20 protein-coding genes and 1 pseudogene are annotated in these 21976 nt (G+C 44.4%); 16 read left to right on the forward strand and 5 right to left on the reverse strand.

From position 1 onward, the window contains the following. The first annotated feature begins 95 nt into the window (after window positions 1–95). The 4 genes from thiB (at window position 96) to nadA (ending at window position 4570) form a co-directional block, all read left to right on the forward strand. Complete coding sequence (thiB, locus tag CCS41_RS04560) at window positions 96–1091, forward strand: thiamine ABC transporter substrate binding subunit (RefSeq protein WP_162859992.1); 996 nt, start codon at window positions 96–98, stop codon at window positions 1089–1091. Next, entirely contained in the window at window positions 1067–2674 is a 1608-nt protein-coding gene (gene thiP / locus CCS41_RS04565; RefSeq protein ID WP_072550503.1) for a thiamine/thiamine pyrophosphate ABC transporter permease ThiP, read from the forward strand. The genes thiB and thiP overlap by 25 nt, the downstream gene beginning before the upstream one ends. Continuing rightward, on the forward strand, window positions 2661–3374 hold the full coding sequence (thiQ, locus tag CCS41_RS04570; protein ID WP_072550482.1) for a thiamine ABC transporter ATP-binding protein ThiQ: 714 nt from the start codon (window positions 2661–2663) through the stop codon (window positions 3372–3374). The genes thiP and thiQ overlap by 14 nt, the downstream gene beginning before the upstream one ends. 140 nt (window positions 3375–3514) lie before the next feature. After that, window positions 3515–4570, forward strand: a complete 1056-nt coding sequence (nadA, locus tag CCS41_RS04575) for a quinolinate synthase NadA (protein WP_072550483.1) — start codon at window positions 3515–3517, stop codon at window positions 4568–4570. Window positions 4571–4628: 58 nt separating this feature from the next. On the opposite strand, the gene fre is transcribed toward nadA, so the two are convergent. From fre to CCS41_RS16030, 3 genes are read right to left on the reverse strand one after another with little or no spacing between them, the layout of a single operon-like run. Next, window positions 4629–5330, reverse strand: a complete 702-nt coding sequence (fre, locus tag CCS41_RS04580) for an NAD(P)H-flavin reductase (RefSeq protein ID WP_072550484.1) — start codon at window positions 5328–5330, stop codon at window positions 4629–4631. A gap of 16 nt (window positions 5331–5346) precedes the next feature. After that, window positions 5347–6837 (reverse strand): 4-hydroxy-3-polyprenylbenzoate decarboxylase, encoded by a 1491-nt coding sequence (gene ubiD, locus CCS41_RS04585; protein ID WP_162860097.1) that lies wholly within the window; start codon window positions 6835–6837, stop codon window positions 5347–5349. Between the two features lie 51 nt (window positions 6838–6888). After that, on the reverse strand, window positions 6889–7026 hold the full coding sequence (locus CCS41_RS16030; protein WP_205411487.1) for a hypothetical protein: 138 nt from the start codon (window positions 7024–7026) through the stop codon (window positions 6889–6891). Window positions 7027–7477: 451 nt separating this feature from the next. Between CCS41_RS16030 and CCS41_RS17100 the strand changes: the two genes are divergently transcribed. The 7 genes and pseudogenes from CCS41_RS17100 to smrB all read left to right on the forward strand — a co-directional run bounded on the left by CCS41_RS17100 (window position 7478) and on the right by smrB (window position 14205). Next, window positions 7478–7609, forward strand: coding sequence for a hypothetical protein (locus CCS41_RS17100; protein ID WP_275887682.1), 132 nt, complete (start codon window positions 7478–7480; stop codon window positions 7607–7609). A 223-nt stretch (window positions 7610–7832) separates the two neighbouring features. Beyond that, window positions 7833–8102 carry a 30S ribosomal protein S15 gene (gene rpsO, locus CCS41_RS04590; RefSeq protein ID WP_072550486.1) on the forward strand — a complete coding sequence of 90 codons (270 nt, stop codon included), beginning with the start codon at window positions 7833–7835 and terminating at the stop codon, window positions 8100–8102. 100 nt (window positions 8103–8202) lie between these two features. Then, on the forward strand, window positions 8203–10368 hold the full coding sequence (gene pnp / locus CCS41_RS04595) for a polyribonucleotide nucleotidyltransferase (protein ID WP_072550487.1): 2166 nt from the start codon (window positions 8203–8205) through the stop codon (window positions 10366–10368). A 130-nt stretch (window positions 10369–10498) separates the two neighbouring features. Then, complete coding sequence (gene nlpI / locus CCS41_RS04600) at window positions 10499–11383, forward strand: lipoprotein NlpI (RefSeq protein WP_072550488.1); 885 nt, start codon at window positions 10499–10501, stop codon at window positions 11381–11383. Between the two features lie 182 nt (window positions 11384–11565). Beyond that, on the forward strand, window positions 11566–11640 hold the full coding sequence (gene yrbN / locus CCS41_RS17620; RefSeq protein ID WP_420836470.1) for a protein YrbN: 75 nt from the start codon (window positions 11566–11568) through the stop codon (window positions 11638–11640). After that, window positions 11630–13519 (forward strand): DEAD/DEAH family ATP-dependent RNA helicase, encoded by a 1890-nt coding sequence (locus CCS41_RS04610; RefSeq protein WP_072550489.1) that lies wholly within the window; start codon window positions 11630–11632, stop codon window positions 13517–13519. Before yrbN ends, CCS41_RS04610 begins: the two co-directional genes overlap by 11 nt. Window positions 13520–13675: 156 nt before the next feature. After that, a pseudogene (gene smrB, locus CCS41_RS04615) lies at window positions 13676–14205 on the forward strand (endonuclease SmrB). A 456-nt stretch (window positions 14206–14661) separates the two neighbouring features. On the opposite strand, the gene CCS41_RS04620 reads toward smrB, so the two are convergent. Next, on the reverse strand, window positions 14662–15963 hold the full coding sequence (locus CCS41_RS04620; protein WP_072550491.1) for a cytosine permease: 1302 nt from the start codon (window positions 15961–15963) through the stop codon (window positions 14662–14664). A gap of 149 nt (window positions 15964–16112) precedes the next feature. On the opposite strand from CCS41_RS04620, the gene CCS41_RS04625 reads away from it, so the two are divergent. The 5 genes from CCS41_RS04625 (at window position 16113) to lnt (ending at window position 20964) form a co-directional block, all read left to right on the forward strand. Next, window positions 16113–16874 (forward strand): LuxR C-terminal-related transcriptional regulator, encoded by a 762-nt coding sequence (locus tag CCS41_RS04625; RefSeq protein WP_072550504.1) that lies wholly within the window; start codon window positions 16113–16115, stop codon window positions 16872–16874. Window positions 16875–16968: 94 nt separating this feature from the next. Next, window positions 16969–17697 (forward strand): LuxR family transcriptional regulator, encoded by a 729-nt coding sequence (locus tag CCS41_RS04630; protein ID WP_072550492.1) that lies wholly within the window; start codon window positions 16969–16971, stop codon window positions 17695–17697. A gap of 275 nt (window positions 17698–17972) precedes the next feature. Then, window positions 17973–18449 (forward strand): rRNA maturation RNase YbeY, encoded by a 477-nt coding sequence (gene ybeY, locus CCS41_RS04635; protein ID WP_072550493.1) that lies wholly within the window; start codon window positions 17973–17975, stop codon window positions 18447–18449. A 67-nt stretch (window positions 18450–18516) separates the two neighbouring features. Beyond that, complete coding sequence (gene corC / locus CCS41_RS04640) at window positions 18517–19395, forward strand: CNNM family magnesium/cobalt transport protein CorC (protein WP_072550494.1); 879 nt, start codon at window positions 18517–18519, stop codon at window positions 19393–19395. Window positions 19396–19401: 6 nt separating this feature from the next. Next, window positions 19402–20964: an apolipoprotein N-acyltransferase gene (gene lnt / locus CCS41_RS04645; protein WP_072550495.1), complete on the forward strand. Its 1563-nt coding sequence runs from the start codon at window positions 19402–19404 to the stop codon at window positions 20962–20964. Here the strand turns inward: lnt and epmA are convergent. Further along, window positions 20926–21912 (reverse strand): elongation factor P--(R)-beta-lysine ligase, encoded by a 987-nt coding sequence (gene epmA / locus CCS41_RS04650; protein WP_072550496.1) that lies wholly within the window; start codon window positions 21910–21912, stop codon window positions 20926–20928. The two genes, lnt and epmA, sit on opposite strands and share 39 nt — an antisense overlap. Between the last annotated feature and the right edge of the window lie 64 nt (window positions 21913–21976).

The raw sequence follows: 21976 nt of genomic DNA on the forward strand, positions 1-21976 counted from the left end.
AACTGATTTTTAAAAATTTCTATTATCAAGTACCCAACGATGTCAAATGCCTTTATGCTCAAGGAATCCGGTTCTTTATATCTAAGGAATATAAAGTGGTTAAACTATTTTTGCTCTCTACGCTGTTAGTTTTTACTGCTGTTTTTACAGTCGCAGCGGAGCAACCCGTTTTGACCGTCTATACCAATAGTGCTTTCACCAGCGATTGGGGGCCCGGGGCCGCCATCAAAAAAACTTTTGAGGCTGAGTGTGACTGTCAACTTAAATGGGTACCGTTGAATGATAGTGTTTCCTTGCTTAACCGCTTACGGATGGAAGGCAAAAACAGCCCTGCTGATGTCGTGTTGGGTTTAGATAATAATCTGTTGCAAACAGCACAACAAACAGGGTTGTTTGCTACCAGTCAAATCGATAGCAGCGTGCTGAATCTGCCAACACCTTGGAAGAATAAAACTTTTGTTCCTTATGACTATGGCTATTTCGCTTTTATCTATCACAAAGATAAAGTAAAAAATCCACCCAAAAGCCTACGACAACTGGTAGAAAGTACAACACCATGGACAGTGATTTATCAGGATCCGCGTACTAGTACACCAGGTTTAGGTTTATTACTTTGGATGCAAAAAGTTTATGGTGCACAGGCACCGCAGGCCTGGCAAAAATTAGCGCAAAAAACCGTCACCGTTACCCGCGGTTGGAACGAGGCATACGGCTTATTTCTAAAGGGTGAAGGCGATTTCGTGCTCAGCTACACCACTTCCCCTGCCTATCACAGTATCGAAGAAAAAAACGATCATTATGCCGCGGCTGACTTTGGCGAAGGCCATTATCTGCAAGTCGAGGTCGCTGCCCAGCTGGCCGCCAGTAAACACCCTAAACTGGCACAACGCTTTATGCACTTTATTCTCACCCCGGCTTTTCAACAGCATATTCCTACAGGTAATTGGATGTATCCAATGATAAAAATGGATTTGCCTACGGGTTTCAACCATCTGACCGTACCGAAAAAAGCATTACAATACGATGCCAAAGAAGTGGCGGAAAACCGTAATACATGGATCCAACTGTGGCAAAACGCTGTCAGCCGCTAATTTCTGGCTGGTTATGGCCGGGGCTATTAGCTTCAGGTCTGTTGATCAGCTTGGCACTGCTTATCTTTGCCGCCATCTGGCATCATGCCCCCGCCAGCGATTGGCAAAATATATGGCACGATAGCTATTTATGGCATGTGGTCCGTTTTACCTTTTGGCAAGCGTTGTTATCCACATTGATGGCCGTATTACCTGCTATTTTTCTAGCACGAGCGCTTTATCGACGGCGTTTTTTTGGGCGACAACTGTTTCTACGCCTCTGTGCTATGACATTAGTTCTTCCGACATTAGTGGCACTCTTTGGCATCTTAAGTGTCTACGGTCGTCAAGGTTGGTTAGCTCAGTTATGTGACAAACTGGGCATCGATTACTCTTTTTCACCTTACGGACTACCAGGCATTCTATTAGCGCACGTTTTTTTCAATTTACCCCTCGCCAGCCGATTACTCTTACAATCGTTAGAGGCCATCCCCGTGGAGCAACGACAGCTTGCCGCTCAGCTGGGCATGAACCCTTGGCACTATTTCCGTTGGCTTGAATGGCCATATTTACGCCGCCAAATCTTGCCAAGTAGTGCACTGATTTTCATGCTATGTTTTGCCAGTTTCGCTACCGTACTTTCTCTTGGCGGCGGACCCCAAGCGACCACCATCGAATTGGCGATTTATCAAGCACTCAGTTACGACTACGATTTAAACCGGGCGGCGATACTCGCGTTGATTCAATTGGTCTGTTGTCTCGGCCTCGTATTATTGAGCCAACGATTAAATAACGTACTAGCGATCGGGCATAGCCATCATCAATACTGGCGTGATCCACAAGATCATGGATGGTGTCGTATCCTCGATAACTTGCTAATTATCTGCGCATCATTGCTGCTGTTACCGCCGTTACTGGCAGTCGTCATTGATGGTTGTAATCAGGCACTGATAACAGTGTTGCAACAAAGGGCGCTCTGGCAAGCCTTTATGACGTCATTAACGATTGCACTTGGCGCGGGGATACTCTGTATTATGCTAACCATGATGTTGTTATGGAGCAGCCGCGAGCTAAAATTACGCCAACAAGCTGCTTACGGACAGGCGCTTGAAATAAGTGGCATGATTATTTTAGCGATGCCGGGCATTGTACTGGCAACCGGTTTTTTTCTACTGTTGAATGAAAGCTCGGGATTACCATCATCACCCTACGGATTGGTGATCCTGACCAATGCATTGATGGCGCTACCTTATGCATTAAAAATACTGGATAACCCCATGCAAGATCTCGCCGAGCGCTACAATCGATTATGTTTATCATTGGATATTCATGGTTGGTGTCGCCTACGGCAGATAGAATGTCGAGCACTGAAACGCCCGTTAACGCAAACACTGGCTTTCACCTGTGTCTTGTCGATTGGAGATTTTGGCGTAGTCGCTTTATTTGGTAATGACGAGTTCCGCACTCTGCCTTTTTATCTCTATCAACAAATAGGGGCTTACCGCAGTCATGATGGCGCCGTTACCGCACTGTTATTACTATTACTCTGTTTATCACTGTTTACTTTGATAGAACGATTGCCGAGCCGCCATGATAACCCTTAAAAAAATTACCTATTTGTATGAACGCTTGCCGATAAAATTTGATTTGCAGGTTCAAAGTGGCGAACGCATTGCCATCTTGGGCCCTAGCGGTGCGGGTAAAAGCAGTTTGCTAAATTTGATCGCCGGATTTTTAACACCCACTGATGGTAATATATTATTGAATTATCAGGATCATAGTACGACTCCTGCCGCCAAACGACCCGTATCAATGCTGTTTCAAGAAAATAATCTGTTCTCCCATTTGACAGTAAAGGAAAATATCGCTTTAGGATTACATCCGGGGCTAAAACTCGATGCTAGGCAGCGTAAACAGTTAATACAAATCACCGAGCAAGTCGGGCTACAACACTGTGTTGATCGTTTACCCGCCGAGCTTTCCGGCGGTCAGCGTCAGCGAACAGCATTGGCGCGCTGTATGATACGTAGTCAACCAATCCTGTTGCTGGATGAACCCTTTTCAGCACTGGATCCGGCGTTACGTAGCGAGATGTTACAATTATTGCAGCAAATCTGCGACCGTCGTCAACTGACATTGTTGATGGTATCGCATAATCTGGACGATGCTGCTCGTATTGCCGAACGTACTTTGCTCGTTGTCGACGGTAGCATTTATTACGATGGCAGCACACAAGCATTACTCGAAGGTACTGCACCCGAAGCAAAAATACTTGGCATCAACAAGACAGTAGGCGTGGTATAATTCGGCGACTTTTAGCAAGATATTGGTTACTTTGTCCAGGGTGACAACCTATTCGAAACCGTCATAGGCGACGCTCAGGTAAAGAAAAAGCAAGCCGTCTACTCTCGGTTATGGTGACCTTAGTAACAGAGATGTGAATCATGAAACAAACTTTTGATGTAAATACAACCGGCTATCCATTCCCAGCAAAACCTGCTCCGCTCGATACGAATGAGCAGAGGTTTTATGGTGAAAAAATCAAAAAATTGTTGAAACAACAAGATGCGGTGTTGGTCGCTCACTATTATACCGATCCTGAGATCCAGGCACTGGTAGAAGAGACCGGTGGTTGCATAGCGGATTCATTGGAGATGGCACGTTTTGGCAATCGCCACCCGGCATCCACCTTGCTGGTCGTGGGAGTGCGTTTTATGGGGGAAACTGCCAAAATTCTCAATCCAGAAAAACGCGTTTTTATGCCAACATTGAACGCAGAATGTTCTTTAGATCTGGGTTGTCCTGCTGATGAGTTTACTGCATTTTGTGATAGTCATCCTGATCGTACCGTGGTGGTTTATGCCAATACTTCCGCAGCTGTCAAAGCAAGAGCGGATTGGGTCGTCACCTCAAGTATCGCGTTAGAATTAGTCGAGTATCTGGATGGTTTGGGAGAAAAGATCCTCTGGGCACCCGATCGTCATTTGGGTCACTACGTACAAAAGAAAAGCGGTGCCGACATATTATCCTGGCAGGCTACCTGCATCGTGCATGATGAATTTAAAACTCAAGCCCTGATACAGATGAAAGCGCTTTATCCCGATGCTGCTATATTGGTTCATCCTGAATCTCCTGCTGCGGTAGTCGATATGGCTGACGCAGTGGGATCAACCAGTCAATTGATTGAAGCCGCCAAGAGATTAACGCAAAAAAAACTGATCGTGGCTACCGATCGGGGTATTTTTTACAAAATGCAACAGGCCTGCCCTGATAAAGAATTATTTGCAGCGCCGACGGCCGGCGAAGGAGCCACATGCAAAACCTGCGCACACTGCCCTTGGATGGCAATGAACGACTTTAGAGCAATAGCTGAGGGATTAGAGCAAGGCGGCTTGATGCATGAAATCCATATCGATGAAAAATTGCGCCAGCAGGCGTTGCTACCGCTGAACCGCATGTTAGATTTCGCCAAACGGCTAAAATTATCCTCCAATAGATAAACTTCTTGCAAAACCATCGTTCGTTATACGAAACCAAAGCGCCTGGAGCGCATTTGGGCTAAATAAAGGCAAAAGCATCACTATAAATGTGGGATCCTTGTGCAGCGCGTTCCGTACAAAACCGCTCACGCGCGATTTTAGCCATTTCGAAACGACCAGCAATGTAAATATCCTGTTCTGCTAACGAGCAGTAATCCTGCAACACCACACTCAGTACGGTACCGGTTCTACCCTGCCAACTTTCGGTTGATTGTTCAACTACCGGAACTACATGCAATTGTGGATATTCGATCATCAGTGTTCTCAGCTCATGCAAATCATAAAGATCCTTGGCTACACGTCCCCCCCAATAAAGGGATATTTCACGATTCGGTTGTTCATCCAATGCCGCCAGTAAGATAGAACGAGTATACGAAAAACCTGTGCCGCCAGCTATCAATAACAAAGGGCGCTGGCGGTTTTCACGGAACCAGGCATCACCATGAGGTATATCAATGTCGAGTGTTTTATTTTTTAGGATCCTGTCCATCACAGCCATCGCGTATAAATTCAGTTCCGAAGCGCCAATATGGAGCTCAAGATATTTCTGCTGAGAGGGTATCGATGCCATTGAAAACGGACGTTTATCACGTTCATCCATGATAACCATCAGATATTGACCAGCACGAAACGAAAACGGCGCAGCAGGAACCAATTGCACCCGATACACCGTTTCAGTAATGCTCTCCACAGAGGCAACCTTACAGCTCAAAATTGTCATGCATTCTTTCTCTATATCAGCGCTTAGGCGACAAGTTTAATATAGCTAGCTCATCCCAAATTTCATCGATATAAGCGCAAACCTTTTGATCCATTTTAATCGGACGCCCCCATTCACGTGGAGTTTCTACCTTCCATTTATTAGTCGCATCGATCCCCATTTTCGATCCCAATCCAGACACCGGAGAAGCAAAATCCAAATAATCGATCGGAGTATTTTTTATCAACAGCGTATCACGCACCGGATCCACACGGGTCGTCATTGCCCAAATAACATCATTCCAGTCGCGAGCATTGATATCATCATCACAAACAATAATAAATTTAGTGTACATAAATTGGCGTAAAAATGACCAGACTCCCATCATTACTTGCCTGGCGTGACCGGCATATTGCTTCTTTATCGTCACCACGGCGATACGATAGGAGCACCCTTCTGGTGGCAGATAAAAATCAACAATTTCTGGAAACTGTTTTTGTAAAATAGGAACGAACACCTCATTTAATGCCACCCCCAGCACCGCCGGTTCATCAGGTGGTCGACCGGTATACGTTGAGTGATAAATCGCATTTTGTCGTTGCGTTATGTGGGTAACAGTAAAAACAGGAAACTTATCTACTTCATTATAGTATCCAGTATGGTCGCCGTAGGGACCTTCTGGCGCCATTTCGCCTTGCTCAATATAGCCTTCCAGCACTATTTCAGCACTAGCAGGAACCTCAAGATCGTTAGAAAGACATTGGGCAACTTCCGTTCTCTGACCACGTAGCAAACCAGCGAACGCATATTCGGATAAGGTATCCGGCACCGGGGTGACCGCTGCAAGAATGGTCGCAGGATCCGCACCCAAAGCAACCGCCACCGAAAAATGTTTACCGGGATTTTTTTCGCACCATTGTTGATAATCCAAGGCACCACCACGATGGGGTAACCAACGCATAATCAATTTATTTTTTGCCAGCAGCTGTTGACGATAAATACCCAAATTTTGCCGTGTCTTTTTGGGATCCGCACCTCGGGTAATGGTTAACCCCCACGATACCAGCGGTGCTACATCGTCCGGCCAACAGTGCATGATCGGAATACGGTACAAATCAACATCATTTCCCTGCCAGATTTGCTCCTGACAAGGTGCTTTAGCGATACGTTTGGTGGGCATATTGAGCACTTGCGTAAATTTTGGCAAATCATTAAGCCAAGCACGGAAATTTTTTGGTGGTTCCGGTTCTCTTAAGAAAGCTAATAATTCGCCTACATTACGTAAAGCGCTCACATCTTCCTGCCCCATACCCAACGCCACTCGTTTGGCAGAACCAAACAGGTTACACAACACTGGTATCTTGTAGCCGGTGGGATTTTCAAACAACAACGCAGGCCCGCCGGCACGCAAAGTGCGATCGGCAATCTCAGTCATTTCCAGATAGGGATTAATCGGCTGATGGATACGTTTAAGTTCCCCCTCCCGTTCAAGCAATTTAATAAATTCACGTAAATCTTTGTATTTCATACTTATTATTTTAATCTTCCCAAGGTAAGCCATTTTGACTTCCTCACCGCCCTAAAGGGCGAGGATCCCTACTGTATTCAGACCGAAGTCTGACTCACTTCGATGGGTTTTTGTTTCATCGAGCAATCCCGCATGCCCTGCGGTACTGATTGCCGTCATAGCTATGCCAAAGCTGCCGCTGTCAGCCACGGCATTTTAACACATGTTAGTTGGAAAACCGCACTTATATCCCCGTCCTGAAGAACCATAGGTATCTACACATTTTCAAACTGGCCCAGGGCTCTTGCCACCATCCGGGTCAGTTCTTCGCCAGCACACACGCCATACTCGCTATCAGTAACCTACGCAGCACTACATCCGCATTTGCACTGAAGCCAGGCCTTCACGTTATGCCCTGCACCTTTTATATGGGTCTGCGAGGCAGATGTGCCGTCTTTCGGCGTTGAGTGACAAACCGCACTGTCTATCAACGTCTAAGCTAGAGGGGCAACCATCAAGCCGGAGGCGGCATCAACCAGCAGGCTACTTTGTCGTTCATACCCTACATCCCTGCCGTGACTCATCTGCAGGCGGTTCTGCTTTTTATGATGCGATTGGAACTGTAAATGTGACCCGTCATGAATCTCACGAGGGCGTATGAATGTGGGCTGGAAGCAATGCCCTCACGGGCGAGCGTCATGACCGAAGCGTTGAGTTGGCTGAAGGTAATACGGTCATTGTTGAAAAATCGCCAGACAGCCTGAGTGGGGGCTGTGTAGATACCTATGCCTGAAGAACTAAAGGGGAGGGGATTTAGGGCACGCTGGATAAACTTTCTCGTTAGTCGTAGCTGTCTTTATTATTAATGCCTTGCAAAATAGCGTTAGTTTCGAGGTTTATTAATAAACGGTTATCTTGCGATCCCTAATACCAAGGAGTAGAATGGCGCAGTTTTGTCCTAGGTTGCTGAATTAGAGATCGGCACCTGTCTTAATTTCATTACCTGGAGTGACATAATGTCTCTAAATGCTGAAACAAAAGCTAATATTGTTGTTGAGTTCGGTCGTAATGCTAACGACACCGGTTCCAGTGAAGTTCAGGTCGCGCTTTTGACTGCTCAAATTAATCATTTGCAAGGTCATTTTACCGAACACAAAAAAGATCACCATAGCCGTCGTGGCTTGCTGCGTATGGTGGCCAGGCGCCGTAAGCTTTTAGACTACCTAAAACGCACAAAGGTAGAGTCTTATTCTACTTTGATTGAAAGTTTAGGTTTACGTCGCTAGTTGACCTGATTTCGTAAAAAAGGGGGCCAATTTTAGGCCCCTTTTCTTCTGACGATCGCCTCACGATCAAACACCCTCGTTAAGTAATAAGGATGCTATTTTGCTAAACCCGACTATCCGTAAGTTCCAATACGGCCAACATACTGTGACCATTGAAACCGGTATGATGGCGCGCCAGGCAACGGCAGCCGTAATGGTCAGCGTCGATGATACCGCAGTATTTGTCACCGTTGTCGGTCAAAAAAAAGCCAAGCCAGATCAAAATTTCTTCCCGCTAACAGTTAATTATCAAGAACGAGCTTATGCCGCCGGGCGTATCCCAGGCAGTTTCTTCCGCCGTGAAGGTCGCCCGAGTGAGGGTGAAACCTTAATTTCACGTCTTATTGACCGCCCGATTCGTCCGTTATTTCCAAAAGGCTTTCTTAACGAAGTCCAGGTTATTGCGACTGTTGTGTCGGTAAATCCAGAAATTAATCCGGACACCGTCGCAATGATAGGAGCGTCTGCCGCTCTTTGCCTTTCAGGGATCCCATTTAATGGCCCCATAGGTGCAGCGCGTGTTGGTTTTATTGACAATCAATATGTACTTAACCCGACGACGACAGAATTAAAAACCAGTCGTCTCGATTTGGTCGTTGCCGGCACTGCTGACGCAGTATTGATGGTTGAGTCAGAAGCCGATATCTTAAGCGAAGATCACATGCTAGGTGCCGTAGTTTTTGGTCATCAGCAACAACAAATTGTCATTGAAAACATCAACGCTCTGGTTGCAGACGCCGGCAAAACCAAATGGGAATGGCAACCAGAAGAAGCTGACCGGGAATTATACGAATTCGTTGAGGGGTTAGTCACCAAATCCCTTGGAGATGCTTACTGCATTATCGAAAAACAAGAACGTTATGCTGAAGTCGATGCCATCAAAGCTAAAATCATTGACGAACTATTAGAGAAAGATGAAACCTTGAATGTATCGGAAATTCAAGACATTTTGGGCAGCATTGAAAAAAAACTGGTTCGTGATCGTGTATTAACAGGTAAACCACGTATTGATGGCCGTGAAAAAGATATGATACGTAGCTTGGATGTACGTACTGGTGTTTTGCCCCGTACTCACGGGTCTGCGCTCTTTACCCGTGGTGAAACTCAGGCGCTGGTTACGGCTACCCTAGGCACCGCCCGTGATGCGCAAAGTATCGATGAGCTTATGGGGGAGCGTACTGATACATTCCTGCTACATTATAATTTCCCTCCCTACTGTGTCGGTGAAACCGGAATGGTGGGATCACCCAAACGCCGTGAAATCGGTCATGGTCGTTTGGCGAAGCGTGGCATGTTAGCCGTGATGCCAGATCAAAAGGTCTTCCCTTATACTATACGTGTCGTTGCAGAAATCACCGAATCTAATGGTTCCTCTTCGATGGCCTCTGTTTGTGGCGCTTCTTTGGCGTTGATGGATGCCGGTGTACCGATCAAAGCGGCTGTCGCTGGGATTGCTATGGGCTTAGTCAAAGAGGGTGAAAATTTTGTTGTCCTGTCGGATATCCTTGGAGATGAAGATCATCTCGGTGATATGGACTTTAAAGTAGCCGGTAGCAGTGAAGGGATCACAGCACTGCAAATGGACATTAAAATTGAAGGTATCACCCGTGAAATCATGCAAAAAGCACTGAATCAAGCAAAAGGAGCACGTTTACATATTCTAGGGGTAATGGAAAAAGCAATTAGTACCTCTCGTAGTGATATTTCAGAATTTGCACCTCGTATTCATACCATTAAGATCAATCCTGATAAAATCAGGGAAGTTATTGGTAAAGGAGGTTCAGTGATCCGTTTATTAACTGAAGAAACCCGCACCACTATTGAGATTGAAGATGACGGCACCATCAAGATTGCAGCAACGGACAACGAAAAAGCAAAATATGCTATCCGCCGTATCAACGAAATTACCACCGAACTTGAGATTGGATGTATCTATTCAGGTAAAGTCACCCGTATCGTTGATTTTGGTGCTTTTGTTGCCATTGGGAGCGGTAAAGAAGGCCTGGTTCACATTTCTCAAATCACTGATAAACGTGTAGATAAAGTGACTGATCATCTGCAAATGGGGCAAGAAGTATCGGTTAAAGTGATGGAAATTGATCGTCAAGGCCGTGTACGTCTTAGCATCAAAGAAGCCCTCAGTACCCCTAATGGTACTGTCTCCAATCCAGAAAACCTGAGCTCGAATTCGGATATAGAAACAGACAATGCCCCTAAAGCAGAATAAAACCTGACGCAAAGTAAATAGCGTTTTACCCTAGACCTCTGGTGCTCAACCGTAGCGAATTGGAGAAAGTTCTTATCGAAGCAAAAAGATGAAGGATATTTGTGCCATGTCTATCTTCGGGAGTTGAAAAATGAAATTTCTCTTACGCTGGTGTTATTTCACAGTAGCGATCATATTGGTAGGATGTAGCGACCGTGATTGGCGTAAAGACGAAATTTTAGCCACCCCAATCCAAGCTACATTGCAGCAGGAAGTCGTTTTAGCTCGAATGGAACAAATCCTCATCAGCCGAACATTAACAGATGATGAACGCGCACAGCTTTTATATGAACGCGGAGTACTGTATGATAGCCTCGGGCTACGAGCATTAGCGCAAAATGATTTTTCGCAAGCGTTGGCTCTTCGTCCTGATATGCCAGAGGTTTTTAACTATCTGGGCATTTATTTGACACAGGCAGGCAACTTTGATGCTGCTTATGAAGCGTTTGATTCTGTGTTAGAGCTTGATCCAACTTACAATTACGCACGTTTAAATCGGGGTATTTCGCTGTATTACGGTGGTCGTTTTCTGTTAGCGCTGAAAGATTTGCAAGCGTTTTATGAAGACAATCCAAATGATCCCTTCCGTTTGTTGTGGCTGTATCTGGTAGAAAGTGAAATCGATACCAAAGCAGCCAGGGTGGCGTTGCAACAGCGTTATGAAAAATCGGATAGAGGGCAATGGGGATGGAATATTATCGAGTTTTACCTTAGCAAAATCAGCGAAAAAACCTTGCTGAAAGAGCTTAAGGAAGATGCGATAGATAACACTTCTCTCGCTGAACACCTCAGTGAAACTAACTTCTATTTAGGTAAATATTACCTGAATCAGGGAGATAAGAGCACCGCTTCCGCGTTGTTTAAACTGACGGTAGCTAACAATATCCATAATTTTGTTGAGCACCGCTATGCATTGTTGGAGTTGGCACTTTTGAGCCAAGAGCAAGACGATCTGTCGGAATCGTACCAACAATAGACCTCTTTCAAAACCTTGGTGAGTGAGGCATTGTCGGAGGTTTCGAAAGAGGTCTACTAACTGACAAGCAACTATTATCCTGATATATCTTGGTTTTTATCAATGAAAATCATCTTGACAAAGGGTGGTTTTGTTGTTTGTTTTATAATCTAAATCGAGCCAGTTAACACTTTTCAATGAAAATGACAGAAAATTTTTTCGACGAGTTATGTAGACTGGCCGCCATTGTTAATGAGGCATTTGTACATGACTACTGAGTTTGAAACCTCTTTTACTGCTTTGGGGCTGTCTGCTCCTATTCTTACTGCTCTCACTGATTTGGGATATGAAAAACCCTCTCCAATCCAGCTGCAGTGTATCCCACAGCTATTAAACGGCCGCGATGTTCTCGGCATGGCACAGACGGGTAGTGGTAAAACCGCGGCCTTCGGGTTGCCCCTATTGCATAATATTAAAGCGGATCTCAAATCTCCACAAGTACTGGTTCTAGCACCAACACGTGAGTTAGCCATTCAGGTTGCTGAAGCATTGACCGATTTTTCTAAACATATTAAAGGCGTTAATGTCGTCGCACTCTATGGTGGTCAACGTTACGATATTCAATTACGTGCTCTGCGCCAAAAACCACAAGTTGTCGTTGGCACCCCAGGCCGCCTGCTAGATCACCTAAAACGTGGTAATCTTGACCTGTCTAGCTTGAGTGGATTAGTGCTGGATGAAGCCGATGAAATGCTACGCATGGGTTTTATCGAAGACGTAGAAACCATCATGGCGCAGATCCCGGCGGAGCATCAAACAGCCCTGTTCTCTGCCACTATGCCAGATGCCATTCGTCGTATTACTCGCCGCTTTATGAAAGAACCACAAGAAGTCCGTATTCAATCAAGCATGACGACTCGCCCCGACATTAGCCAAAGCCATTGGATGGTTTACGGTGGTGTACGTAAAAATGAAGCACTAGTACGTTTTCTGGAATCTGAAGATTTTGATGCAGCCATCATTTTTGTGCGCACAAAAAATGCAACACTGGAAGTCGCTGAAGCTTTGGAACGTAGTGGCTACAACAGCGCAGCCTTGAACGGTGATATGAATCAGGCACTACGTGAGCAGACGTTAGAGCGTTTGAAAGACGGTCGCCTGGATATTTTGATCGCCACTGATGTCGCGGCTCGTGGCTTAGATGTCGAACGTATCAGTTTAGTCATTAACTACGATATCCCAATGGATGCAGAATCTTATGTTCACCGTATTGGTCGTACCGGTCGTGCCGGTCGTGCAGGTCGTGCTTTACTGTTCGTTGAGCACCGTGAGCGCCGTCTGCTGAGCAATATTAAACGTACAACAGATTCGACCATTACTGAAGTTGAACTACCCAACGCGAAATTGCTCAGTGAACGCCGTTTAGCTAAATTTTCCGCTAAAGTAGGCCAACAACTGGAAAGCCGTGATTTGGATGAGTATCGCGCACTGCTAGCCAAATTGCAGCCGGAAGAGAGCTTTGATATAGAGACGCTGGCAGCAGCATTGTTGAAAATGGCACAGGGTGAGCGGCCGCTTATTCTACCGCCTGAAGCACCGCGTCCGCGCCATGAAACACACCATCGTGATCACAGTAGGGAACGCCGTCGTGATAATCGAGAAGGTGGCGACCGCCCAGCACGACGTGAGCGTCGCGATATCGGCGATATGGAATTATATCGTATTGAAGTGGGTCGTGATGATGGTGTTGAAGTGCGTCATATCGTTGGTGCTATCGCTAACGAAGGTGATATCAGTAGCCGTTATATCGGTAACATTAAATTGTTTCCCGCATATTCAACCATCGAACTGCCAAAAGCAATGCCAAAGGATATCTTGTCACATTTCACTCGCACCCGCATTTTGAATAAACCTATGAATATGCAACTGTTAGGTGACGTACAGCCGCGGGAGCGCGAACGCAATGAGCGTCGTGGTGGTGGTCGCCCATTTGGTGCTGAAAATGCTGCTCCGCATCGTTCTTACGGTGGTGAGCGTCGTGAAAATAACGGCCGGCGTGGTCATAATAACGGTCGTGATACGCTACGTTTCACGCCTCGTGGTGGCGATGCGGCAGTTTCTGCGGCACCAGTACGGCCTCGCTTTGCTGATGTATAATGATTAGATCAACTTAAATAATAATAAAAACTGGCCTCCGGGCTAGTTTTTATTAATTTATTAAGATCCGTTCACCGGGGTATCAACAAAAAGAACATCATCAGATGGAGGTATGAGATAGATGATTCACAACAAATAAGTGGAACAACGGACAAGATGAAGAAAAAATATCAGCTGAGTGATGAGGAACAACAGCTCTTTAAAACATCGATAGTGGGAACTAAAAAGCTGAAGCAAGATACGTTCGTACATCATTACCAGCCTCGAAAACAACAGCAAAAGCAGCCTATTCACCTGTTACAACAACAGATTGCCACCCACTATTATTTCTCTGATGAATACCAACCACAACTGGATAACGAAGGCCCCACCCGCTACATCCGCCAGGACACTGCACATTTTGAAATCAAAAAACTTCGTCGTGGGGACTATTCACCAGATATATTTCTCGATCTACATGGCTTAACCCAAAGGCAGGCCAAACAAGAGCTGGCAGCCATGATTGTGGTTTGCAAACACGAACACATACATTGTGCCAGTGTGATGCACGGCCACGGCAAACATATTTTAAAACAGCAAATACCACTATGGTTAGCTCAACACCCAGACGTACTGGCATTTCATCAAGCACCTAAAAAGTGGGGGGAAGCGCCGCGCTACTGGTATTGATAGCCTCAGAAGAATAGGTGCCCCACTCAATGTGTCGTCCGATTTTTGATAAATCACTTGCGCAACTATATCGCTAAAAGTGGACAATAGGCACCATTTCTCAGAGCCTGTTCCAAATCCTCTTGCGCGACGCTGATACTTCGCCAAAAACGAGCATTTTGAGCTCGTTTTTGACGAAGTATCAGCGAGCACAAAAGACTTCGAACAGGTTTTTAGGCATCATTCGGTGGCTTATGAAGCGTATGTCCGTTTAATCACAGCGCTATCATAGAAAGGTGAATGAGCAACTCATCAGCACTCACACAAATAGTGTGCCAGTTATTACAAAAAAATAATAACACTATGATTATTTTGATAAACTCGTTTTCATCACTGATATAACTTAGTTTATTCAATAAAAAATGTACAACAAAACGCCATTTATGTCTCTATTTGACGACATAAAATAAATGAAAAATTTAAGTTATTTAAAATCAATACATTAAGCGTCTCTTTTTTGAGACAAGGGAGCCTACACAGCAGGTAATCCAATAGGCGAAACTGGCAATAATGATGGAATTGAAAGACGGGATCCCAAATTCAATGTGTAAACCTCCTATCACGCCTAGATTACAAGCAAAAAGAGCATGCCAACCAATTAACTGTGTTGATTCTGGCAACGTTTGGCTCTGACGTGTGGCATCAAGCATATGACGACTGGAACGTAAAACGTAATAATCAACTAACATGACACCCGCTATCGGAGGAAACACCACACCCAGCAAGATAAGAAAAGAGGTAAACTTATCTAAAATTCCTATCATTGACAGCACAGTACCCACACTCCCCAACACCACCGTCAACCATGTACGATTCCACTTATAGCGAGTGATGCCTTCCATAACATTTGCCAAGGCAAGTGATGAAGAATACAAGCAAACATCGTTAATCTTGATGGTAGCAAGAATAACAGTAAGCAACCCTAGCCACCCTGATGTATGTGTCATTATCGTTACCACATCTTCCGTATTGAGCGCATGTGCTATCAATATGGCGATGCTATTGACGAGAAATTCACCGATAAGGATACAAATTATCGTCATCCAAAGTACATGCCTACTGTTTTGGCAATAGCGGCTAATATCTGGCGTCATCAAGGCTCCGACAATGTAACCACCGGCAACAATGGTTGCACCCGCACCAATGGTCATCTTCGCACTAGTAGGCACAAAAGCCATCAACTCGGCAATGCTATGCCCTGCCAGAAGCTTGACTGAAATCCATCCAATCGCCAGGAAAAAAAGTGGAACCGCCAGTTTTGCCGTCCAACTTAATGCTTTAAATCCAAAAGCAACCAGTATGGTAAATCCAATTCCTGAGATCCCAGCCGACCAGACAAAACCTATGTCCCATGCATGATCCAAACTCTTCGCAAGCACTGCGTTCAATATGCCAAACCAACCTGTCAGGCTAACCGCGATCCCTACGCCAATAATAATCGACCCGACACGACCAAAACCGCACCAACGAGCCAACAAGCTGGTTGATAGTCCCTCCCGCGCTCCGGCCACACCAAGCCCTAAGCTAATGAATTCAAGGATTAAACTCCCAAGAAAAGTAGCTAGCATGGCCTCACCAAACGTCATTGAATGCCCTAGGGTGGCACCTAACATAAATTGAGCCAAGGTCGTTATAGCTCCTACACGAACTAACGTGACACTGAGAAGACTTGTCCTAGCACTCAAGGGAACACGGCTCAGGGAATAATCATCAGCAATCAGTGTATTCTTGTTCATCTTTGATATCCTTATAATATTTTAAAATGAGCGTCAAAAAGCTAAACAATTCGCCTATATCTATAAATGAGAGAGACGGTTACTCTTACTATAATAGGATCCCAGGCCTATCTTAGAATATATTGATGAAATTTTTTATAGGTGGTCATATGCCCAATAATATCCGCTCAATATATCTCCCCGACGAAGTCCCGCCACAATTCGTCTCACTGTGGCAAACCAGTGATGAAGTCTGGGGCTTCAAAGACCATAATTGCCGTTATGTGTATGCTAATGCTCCTTTTTTTGATCTATTAAATCTGGATCCCGAATTTAATATTACAGGTTTGCTCGACAGTGATTTGTTCGATAGCAAATCGAAAAAGACTTCTTTTGCCAAATTTGCACTGGAATTCCGCAAACAAGAGAAGCTGGCCAAGAAAACCGAGAAGAGAGTTTGTTCTATCGAGACCTATTGTTTTGGTAGAGAAAAAAAAATACAGTCTTACCTATTTGACAAATTTCCATTGTGGAACAGTGAAAAAAAATACATTGGTATCATGTTTCATGGCAGAAAAATGGATTTTCTTACATGTTGTCAATATTTTGATCGAACATTACCTATTACGCTGTTGTCTGAAAAACCAGATGATTTTTTCACGGACCAAGAATTTGATGTAATATTTTATTTACTTCAAGGCAACAACAATAAGGTTATAGCGCAAAAATTACCCACGTCTGAACAAGAAATCGCTGATTATCGGCAAGCCATTTACCAAAAAGCGAATGTTGATTCGCTAGATGATTTGGAGGAATTTTGCAAGAAAAATAATTATAACCGTTACGTCCCACAAAGATTTTTCAAACCCTGTTCTATAATAATACCCTTAACTGCATGGAACTTAGGTGAGACAAAACGTAAAACTGCTTAAAAAAAATACAGAATATTTTCTGATAGCCTTGCAATATTTGTACAAATAAAGTACTTTTTACGTCTGGAAGTAACGCCTCAAAAGGGGATTAATTATGACAACTGACGCTCATCATAGAGAAAATGAGAATAGAGAAGAAAAAAATGTGGACTCTTCTCAAGGAATCTCCGTAAAGTCTTTTGGTTCGCTCGTGTCGTTTATGGAATACAATGAAGAGCCGTGGGGGATAAAAGATCTCGAATCGCGTTTTATGTACGCAAATAGAGCCACCATTGAGCTTAGCAAATTGCCCGCTGGTTTTGATGTTGAAGGGCGATTGGATAATGAGTGTCCTACTGCTTGGGGGGACTTTGCTCCGGAGCTACAAAAGCAAGATAGAGATGTAGAACAGAAGAAAAAGCGCAGAGCAATGATTCAAACCAATTTGTGGGGTCAGGAACATACTCTTTGCGAAAAATTTCCTTTTTTCAAAGGAAAAAAATGTATCGGCACAGTTTACCATGTAACAAAGTTCAACTTTGTCTCTTTGTATGAATTATTTGACAAGAAAATACCGCCTATACTGGTCACAGAACCCCCTACGGGACTGTTCACTGACAAAGAACTTGAGGTGATATTTTTTATGTTAAAACCGGATATGACCGCTAAAAAAACAGCACGAAAGCTGTGCCTTTCTGATCGAACAGTAGAAAATAGACTGCAGGCGATATATGGAAAGTCCAAAGTAAATTCATTAAGCTCACTGAGAGAATTTTGTCTGTGTGAGGGTTTCGGCCAACATATCCCAGAAAGGTTCATATCTCCTGGTTGCACATTCCTTTAAATTAACGTTAAATGTTACCAAATGAAGCTAAAAGGGTGGCGTCATTTTAGCTTCGGGTTTCCTGCGCGGTAATCTTTGCCAGTTTGATCGTTCATGTAAACACTCAGGCGGCTATCAGTTCGCAAGTATCAACAACTACAACGAATTTATTGCCCACCTCTTCTAATCGATTTAACCCCCCAACGCTAACAACATACTATCGGTGTTTAAGACAAAGGTGATGCTTTTCCGTAGTATATAGAACCCTAAAGATCATCTTGACAACAGGAAGTTCGATGAACCAACAAGTTATTCTAGATTTACAAATTGCCTGTGTTGACAAACAAAATTTACCCTCTGAAGCTGCATTTCAATCTTGGTTAGACGCCGTGCTTCCACAGTTTCAGACAGTATCCGAGGTGACGATTAGACTGGTGGATGACGCCGAAAGTCATCACCTAAATTTGACTTACCGTGGTAAAGATAAAGCGACCAATGTGCTATCTTTCCCCTTTGAAGCGCCGGCAAAAATTGCATTGCCATTACTGGGTGATTTGGTCATTTGTCGGCAACTTGTTGAACAAGAAGCAACACAACAGAATAAAATGCTATTGGCTCATTGGGCACATATGGTTGTGCATGGTACCCTGCATCTGCTAGGGTATGACCACGTCACTGATGACGAAGCAGAAGAAATGGAAATTCTCGAAACTGAAATCATGCAAACTTTGGGTTATACCGATCCTTATCTTGCGGAGAAAAATCCCGAATAACCGAGTTAGCTGTGCAAATCCGGCTAACAATAAATTACTTAACATAGGTAATCTTAATTAAAACGCCATGAGCGACGACCATCCATTAAGCAACGATAACCCTATTCCTAAGAAAGGATTCTTGACTCTTATCCTGAGCCATTTGTTCCACAATGAACCTAAAAATCGTGACGATCTGCTAGAACTTATCCGTGACTCCGAACAAAAAGACCTGATCGATCCCGATACTCGTGACATGCTCGAAGGCGTGATGAATATCGCCGACCAACGTCTACGGGATATCATGATCCCTCGTTCTCAGATGGTCACGCTAAAGCTTAATCAAACGTTGGATGAATGCTTACAAGTCATTACTGAATCAGCCCATTCCCGTTTTCCGGTAATAAGTGAAGATAAAGATCACGTTGAAGGTTTGCTCCTGGCAAAGGATTTGCTGCCTTTTATGCGTACTGACGCCGAGCCTTTCAGTATTAGCAAAGTATTACGTAATGTCGTAGTCGTACCAGAAAGCAAACATGTTGATCGCATGTTGAAAGAGTTCCGTTTACAACGTTACCACATGGCTATCGTGATTGATGAATTTGGGGGTGTTTCTGGCCTAGTGACCATTGAAGATATTTTAGAACTGATCGTTGGTGAGATTGAAGATGAATATGATGATGAAGTCGATCAAAATATTCGTCAGATCGGCCATGACAGCTACAGCGTCTCAGCACTAACCGATATTGAAGATTTCAATCAGGTTTTTGGTACCCATTTTAGTGACGATGAAGTCGATACCATTGGTGGTTTCGTGCTGCAAGCCTTTGGTCATTTACCAACTCCAGGTGAATCCATTGAAATTGACGGCCATTTATTCAAAATATCAACAGTCGATAGCAGGCGTATTATCCAAATTAATCTTAAAATTCCAAACGACGCAGCACCCCCGAAGTTGGAAAAATAAATTCTAATGGCCATCACCTTATTACTTGAACGCCAGTGGATACGGGCGCTACTGGCATTGTTGTTCGGGATTTGTGGTACGCTTGCATTCTCCCCATTCGATTTTTGGCCTGCCGCTATTGTTTCTTTATTTGGTTTACTCAGCCTAACACTCAATCGCCGTAGCGCACCGGCCGCGATGATCGGATTTTTTTGGGGAATGGGACTTTTTGGCAGCGGCATTAATTGGGTTTATGTCAGTATTGCCGAATTTGGCGGAATGCCAATGGCAACAAATATTTTTCTAGTGGTGCTGCTGGCAGCCTATCTCTCTCTGTATCCCCTATTATTTGCCGGTCTATTGGCACGTCTGTATCCTCAAGCGACCTGGTGGCGATTAGCAATGGGAGCACCGGTATTATGGCAAATCACAGAATTTTTACGGGGATGGGTATTAACCGGATTCCCATGGCTGCAATTTGGTTACAGCCAGATAAACGGCTCGCTACAGGGAATTGCACCAATTTTAGGTGTTGATGGCATCACTTTTATGCTAGTCGCTATCAGTGGTTTACTGGTATATGCATGTCAGAAAAGATGTATTACGGCTGCCATTATCGCTTTAGCGCTCTTGCTGTTGCCTTGGCCTTTACGCCAGTTATCCTGGTTCACACCACAACCAGAGCGAACAGTCAACATCGTTATGGTACAAGGTAATATTGCCCAATCAATGAAATGGGATCCAAAGACCTTAGCTAATATTCTACAAATCTATCTGGATCAAACTCGCCCTTACGTAGGTAAAGCGCCTATTATTATCTGGCCAGAAACCGCTATTCCCGATATTGAAACCGATCAACTCTCCTTCCTGTCGATGATGGATCGGCTAATGCGTGCTAATCACAGTAGTCTTATCAGTGGTATTGTCGATGCTCGCCATACAAAAACTGGCGACCATTTCTTTAACAATATCATTGTACTAGGAGGAAAAGAACATTATCAGTACCCAACAACTCAACGCTATAGTAAACATCATTTGGTGCCTTTCGGCGAATTCGTGCCACTAGCAAGTTTACTGCGTCCGCTGGCACCCTTCTTTGACCTGCCCATGTCTTCTTTTAGCCGCGGCAATTACCGACAACCACCGCTTAACGTAGCCGGTTTCAATTTAACTATGGCTATTTGCTATGAAATCGTCCTAGGTCAGCAGATTAGAAATAATATCCGCCCAAATACTGATTTTCTATTAACCGTCTCCAATGACGCCTGGTTTGGGCACTCCATTGGACCCCAGCAACACTTTCAAATGGCACGTATGCGAGCTTTGGAAACAGGGCGCCCGTTGCTACGCAGCACCAATAATGGCATTACAGCTGCAGTTGGAGCCAACGGCAAAGTACTAGAGGAGATCCCTCAGTTCACTCGCCAAGTATTAGAGGTTAAAATAGCACCCACCTTTGGCACGACTCCCTACGTTCGTTTCGGTTCCTGGCCATTATGGATTATCACTCTGATCCTCGGAGTAAGTACATTATGGTGTAGCATGCAAAGATCACGCTCTTTCGACCGTAAAAGCCATGACTTCACTTAATTTTGTTGCTTTTAGTGCTAGCATCACCAGGCGATCAACACCCAGAGCTACGCCAGAACAGGCGGGTAAACCATATTGTAAAGCGGCAATAAAATTTTCATCGATCAAAGATTCTGTTAAACTTCGAGCAACCCGACGACGATTATCTTGCTCAAAACGCTGCCGTTGCTCAGTAAAATTCGTTAATTCGTGAAAACCATTGGCCAATTCTATTCCTTTGAAATAAAACTCAAAACGTTCTGCAATCCGACAGTCCTTATCATTGATCTTTGCCAGTGCAGCCTGTGACGCCGGATAATGATATATAACGACCGGTTTATCGCGCCCGATGAGTGGTTCGATTCCTTCAACAAATAAAAACTGGAGCAGAGTATCAGGGTCTTCTTCTTTATCTGCATCGTTTAGATTCAACTTAGCCGCCGCTTCACGGAGCTGTTGTATATTGGCAACAAGTGGATCAATGGCCAAATAGTCTAGAAAAACCTGCTGATAAGATAATTTCTCAGCAACATCACAGTCCAGGATCCGCTGTAACAGCTCATCAACCTCATTGATTAACTGCATCATATCGTAATCTAAGCGATACCACTCTAACATGGTAAATTCTGGATTATGGAGACGTCCCGATTCTTCATTGCGGAAGCTGCGCCCTAGTTGATAGATCGAGCCACTACCTGCCGCCAGCAGACGTTTCATATGGTACTCTGGACTGGTCATCATATATAACGTCCGCCCGACAGCCACACCTGAACTAATCAATTGAGTTTGAAAAGAAAAAAGATGAACATCTGTAACACTCGCCTGGCTCATAGCGGGCGTTTCAACTTCTAGTACATGTCGATCAGCAAAAAACCGCCGTATCTCTGTCAAGATTACCGCACGCTTCCGCAAATTTTCGATAGGCGCACTCGGCCGCCAGCTTACTATTTGGTTTTTGTTTACGTTCATAGTGATTCCTGATTAGCAAGGAAGCTAAGCCATGCTAATCGGTCATTTCGGTGGAGCCAGTACT

Origin of the sequence: Candidatus Fukatsuia symbiotica, from assembly GCF_003122425.1 — a bacterium.
Taxonomy (GTDB): domain Bacteria; phylum Pseudomonadota; class Gammaproteobacteria; order Enterobacterales; family Enterobacteriaceae; genus Fukatsuia; species Fukatsuia symbiotica.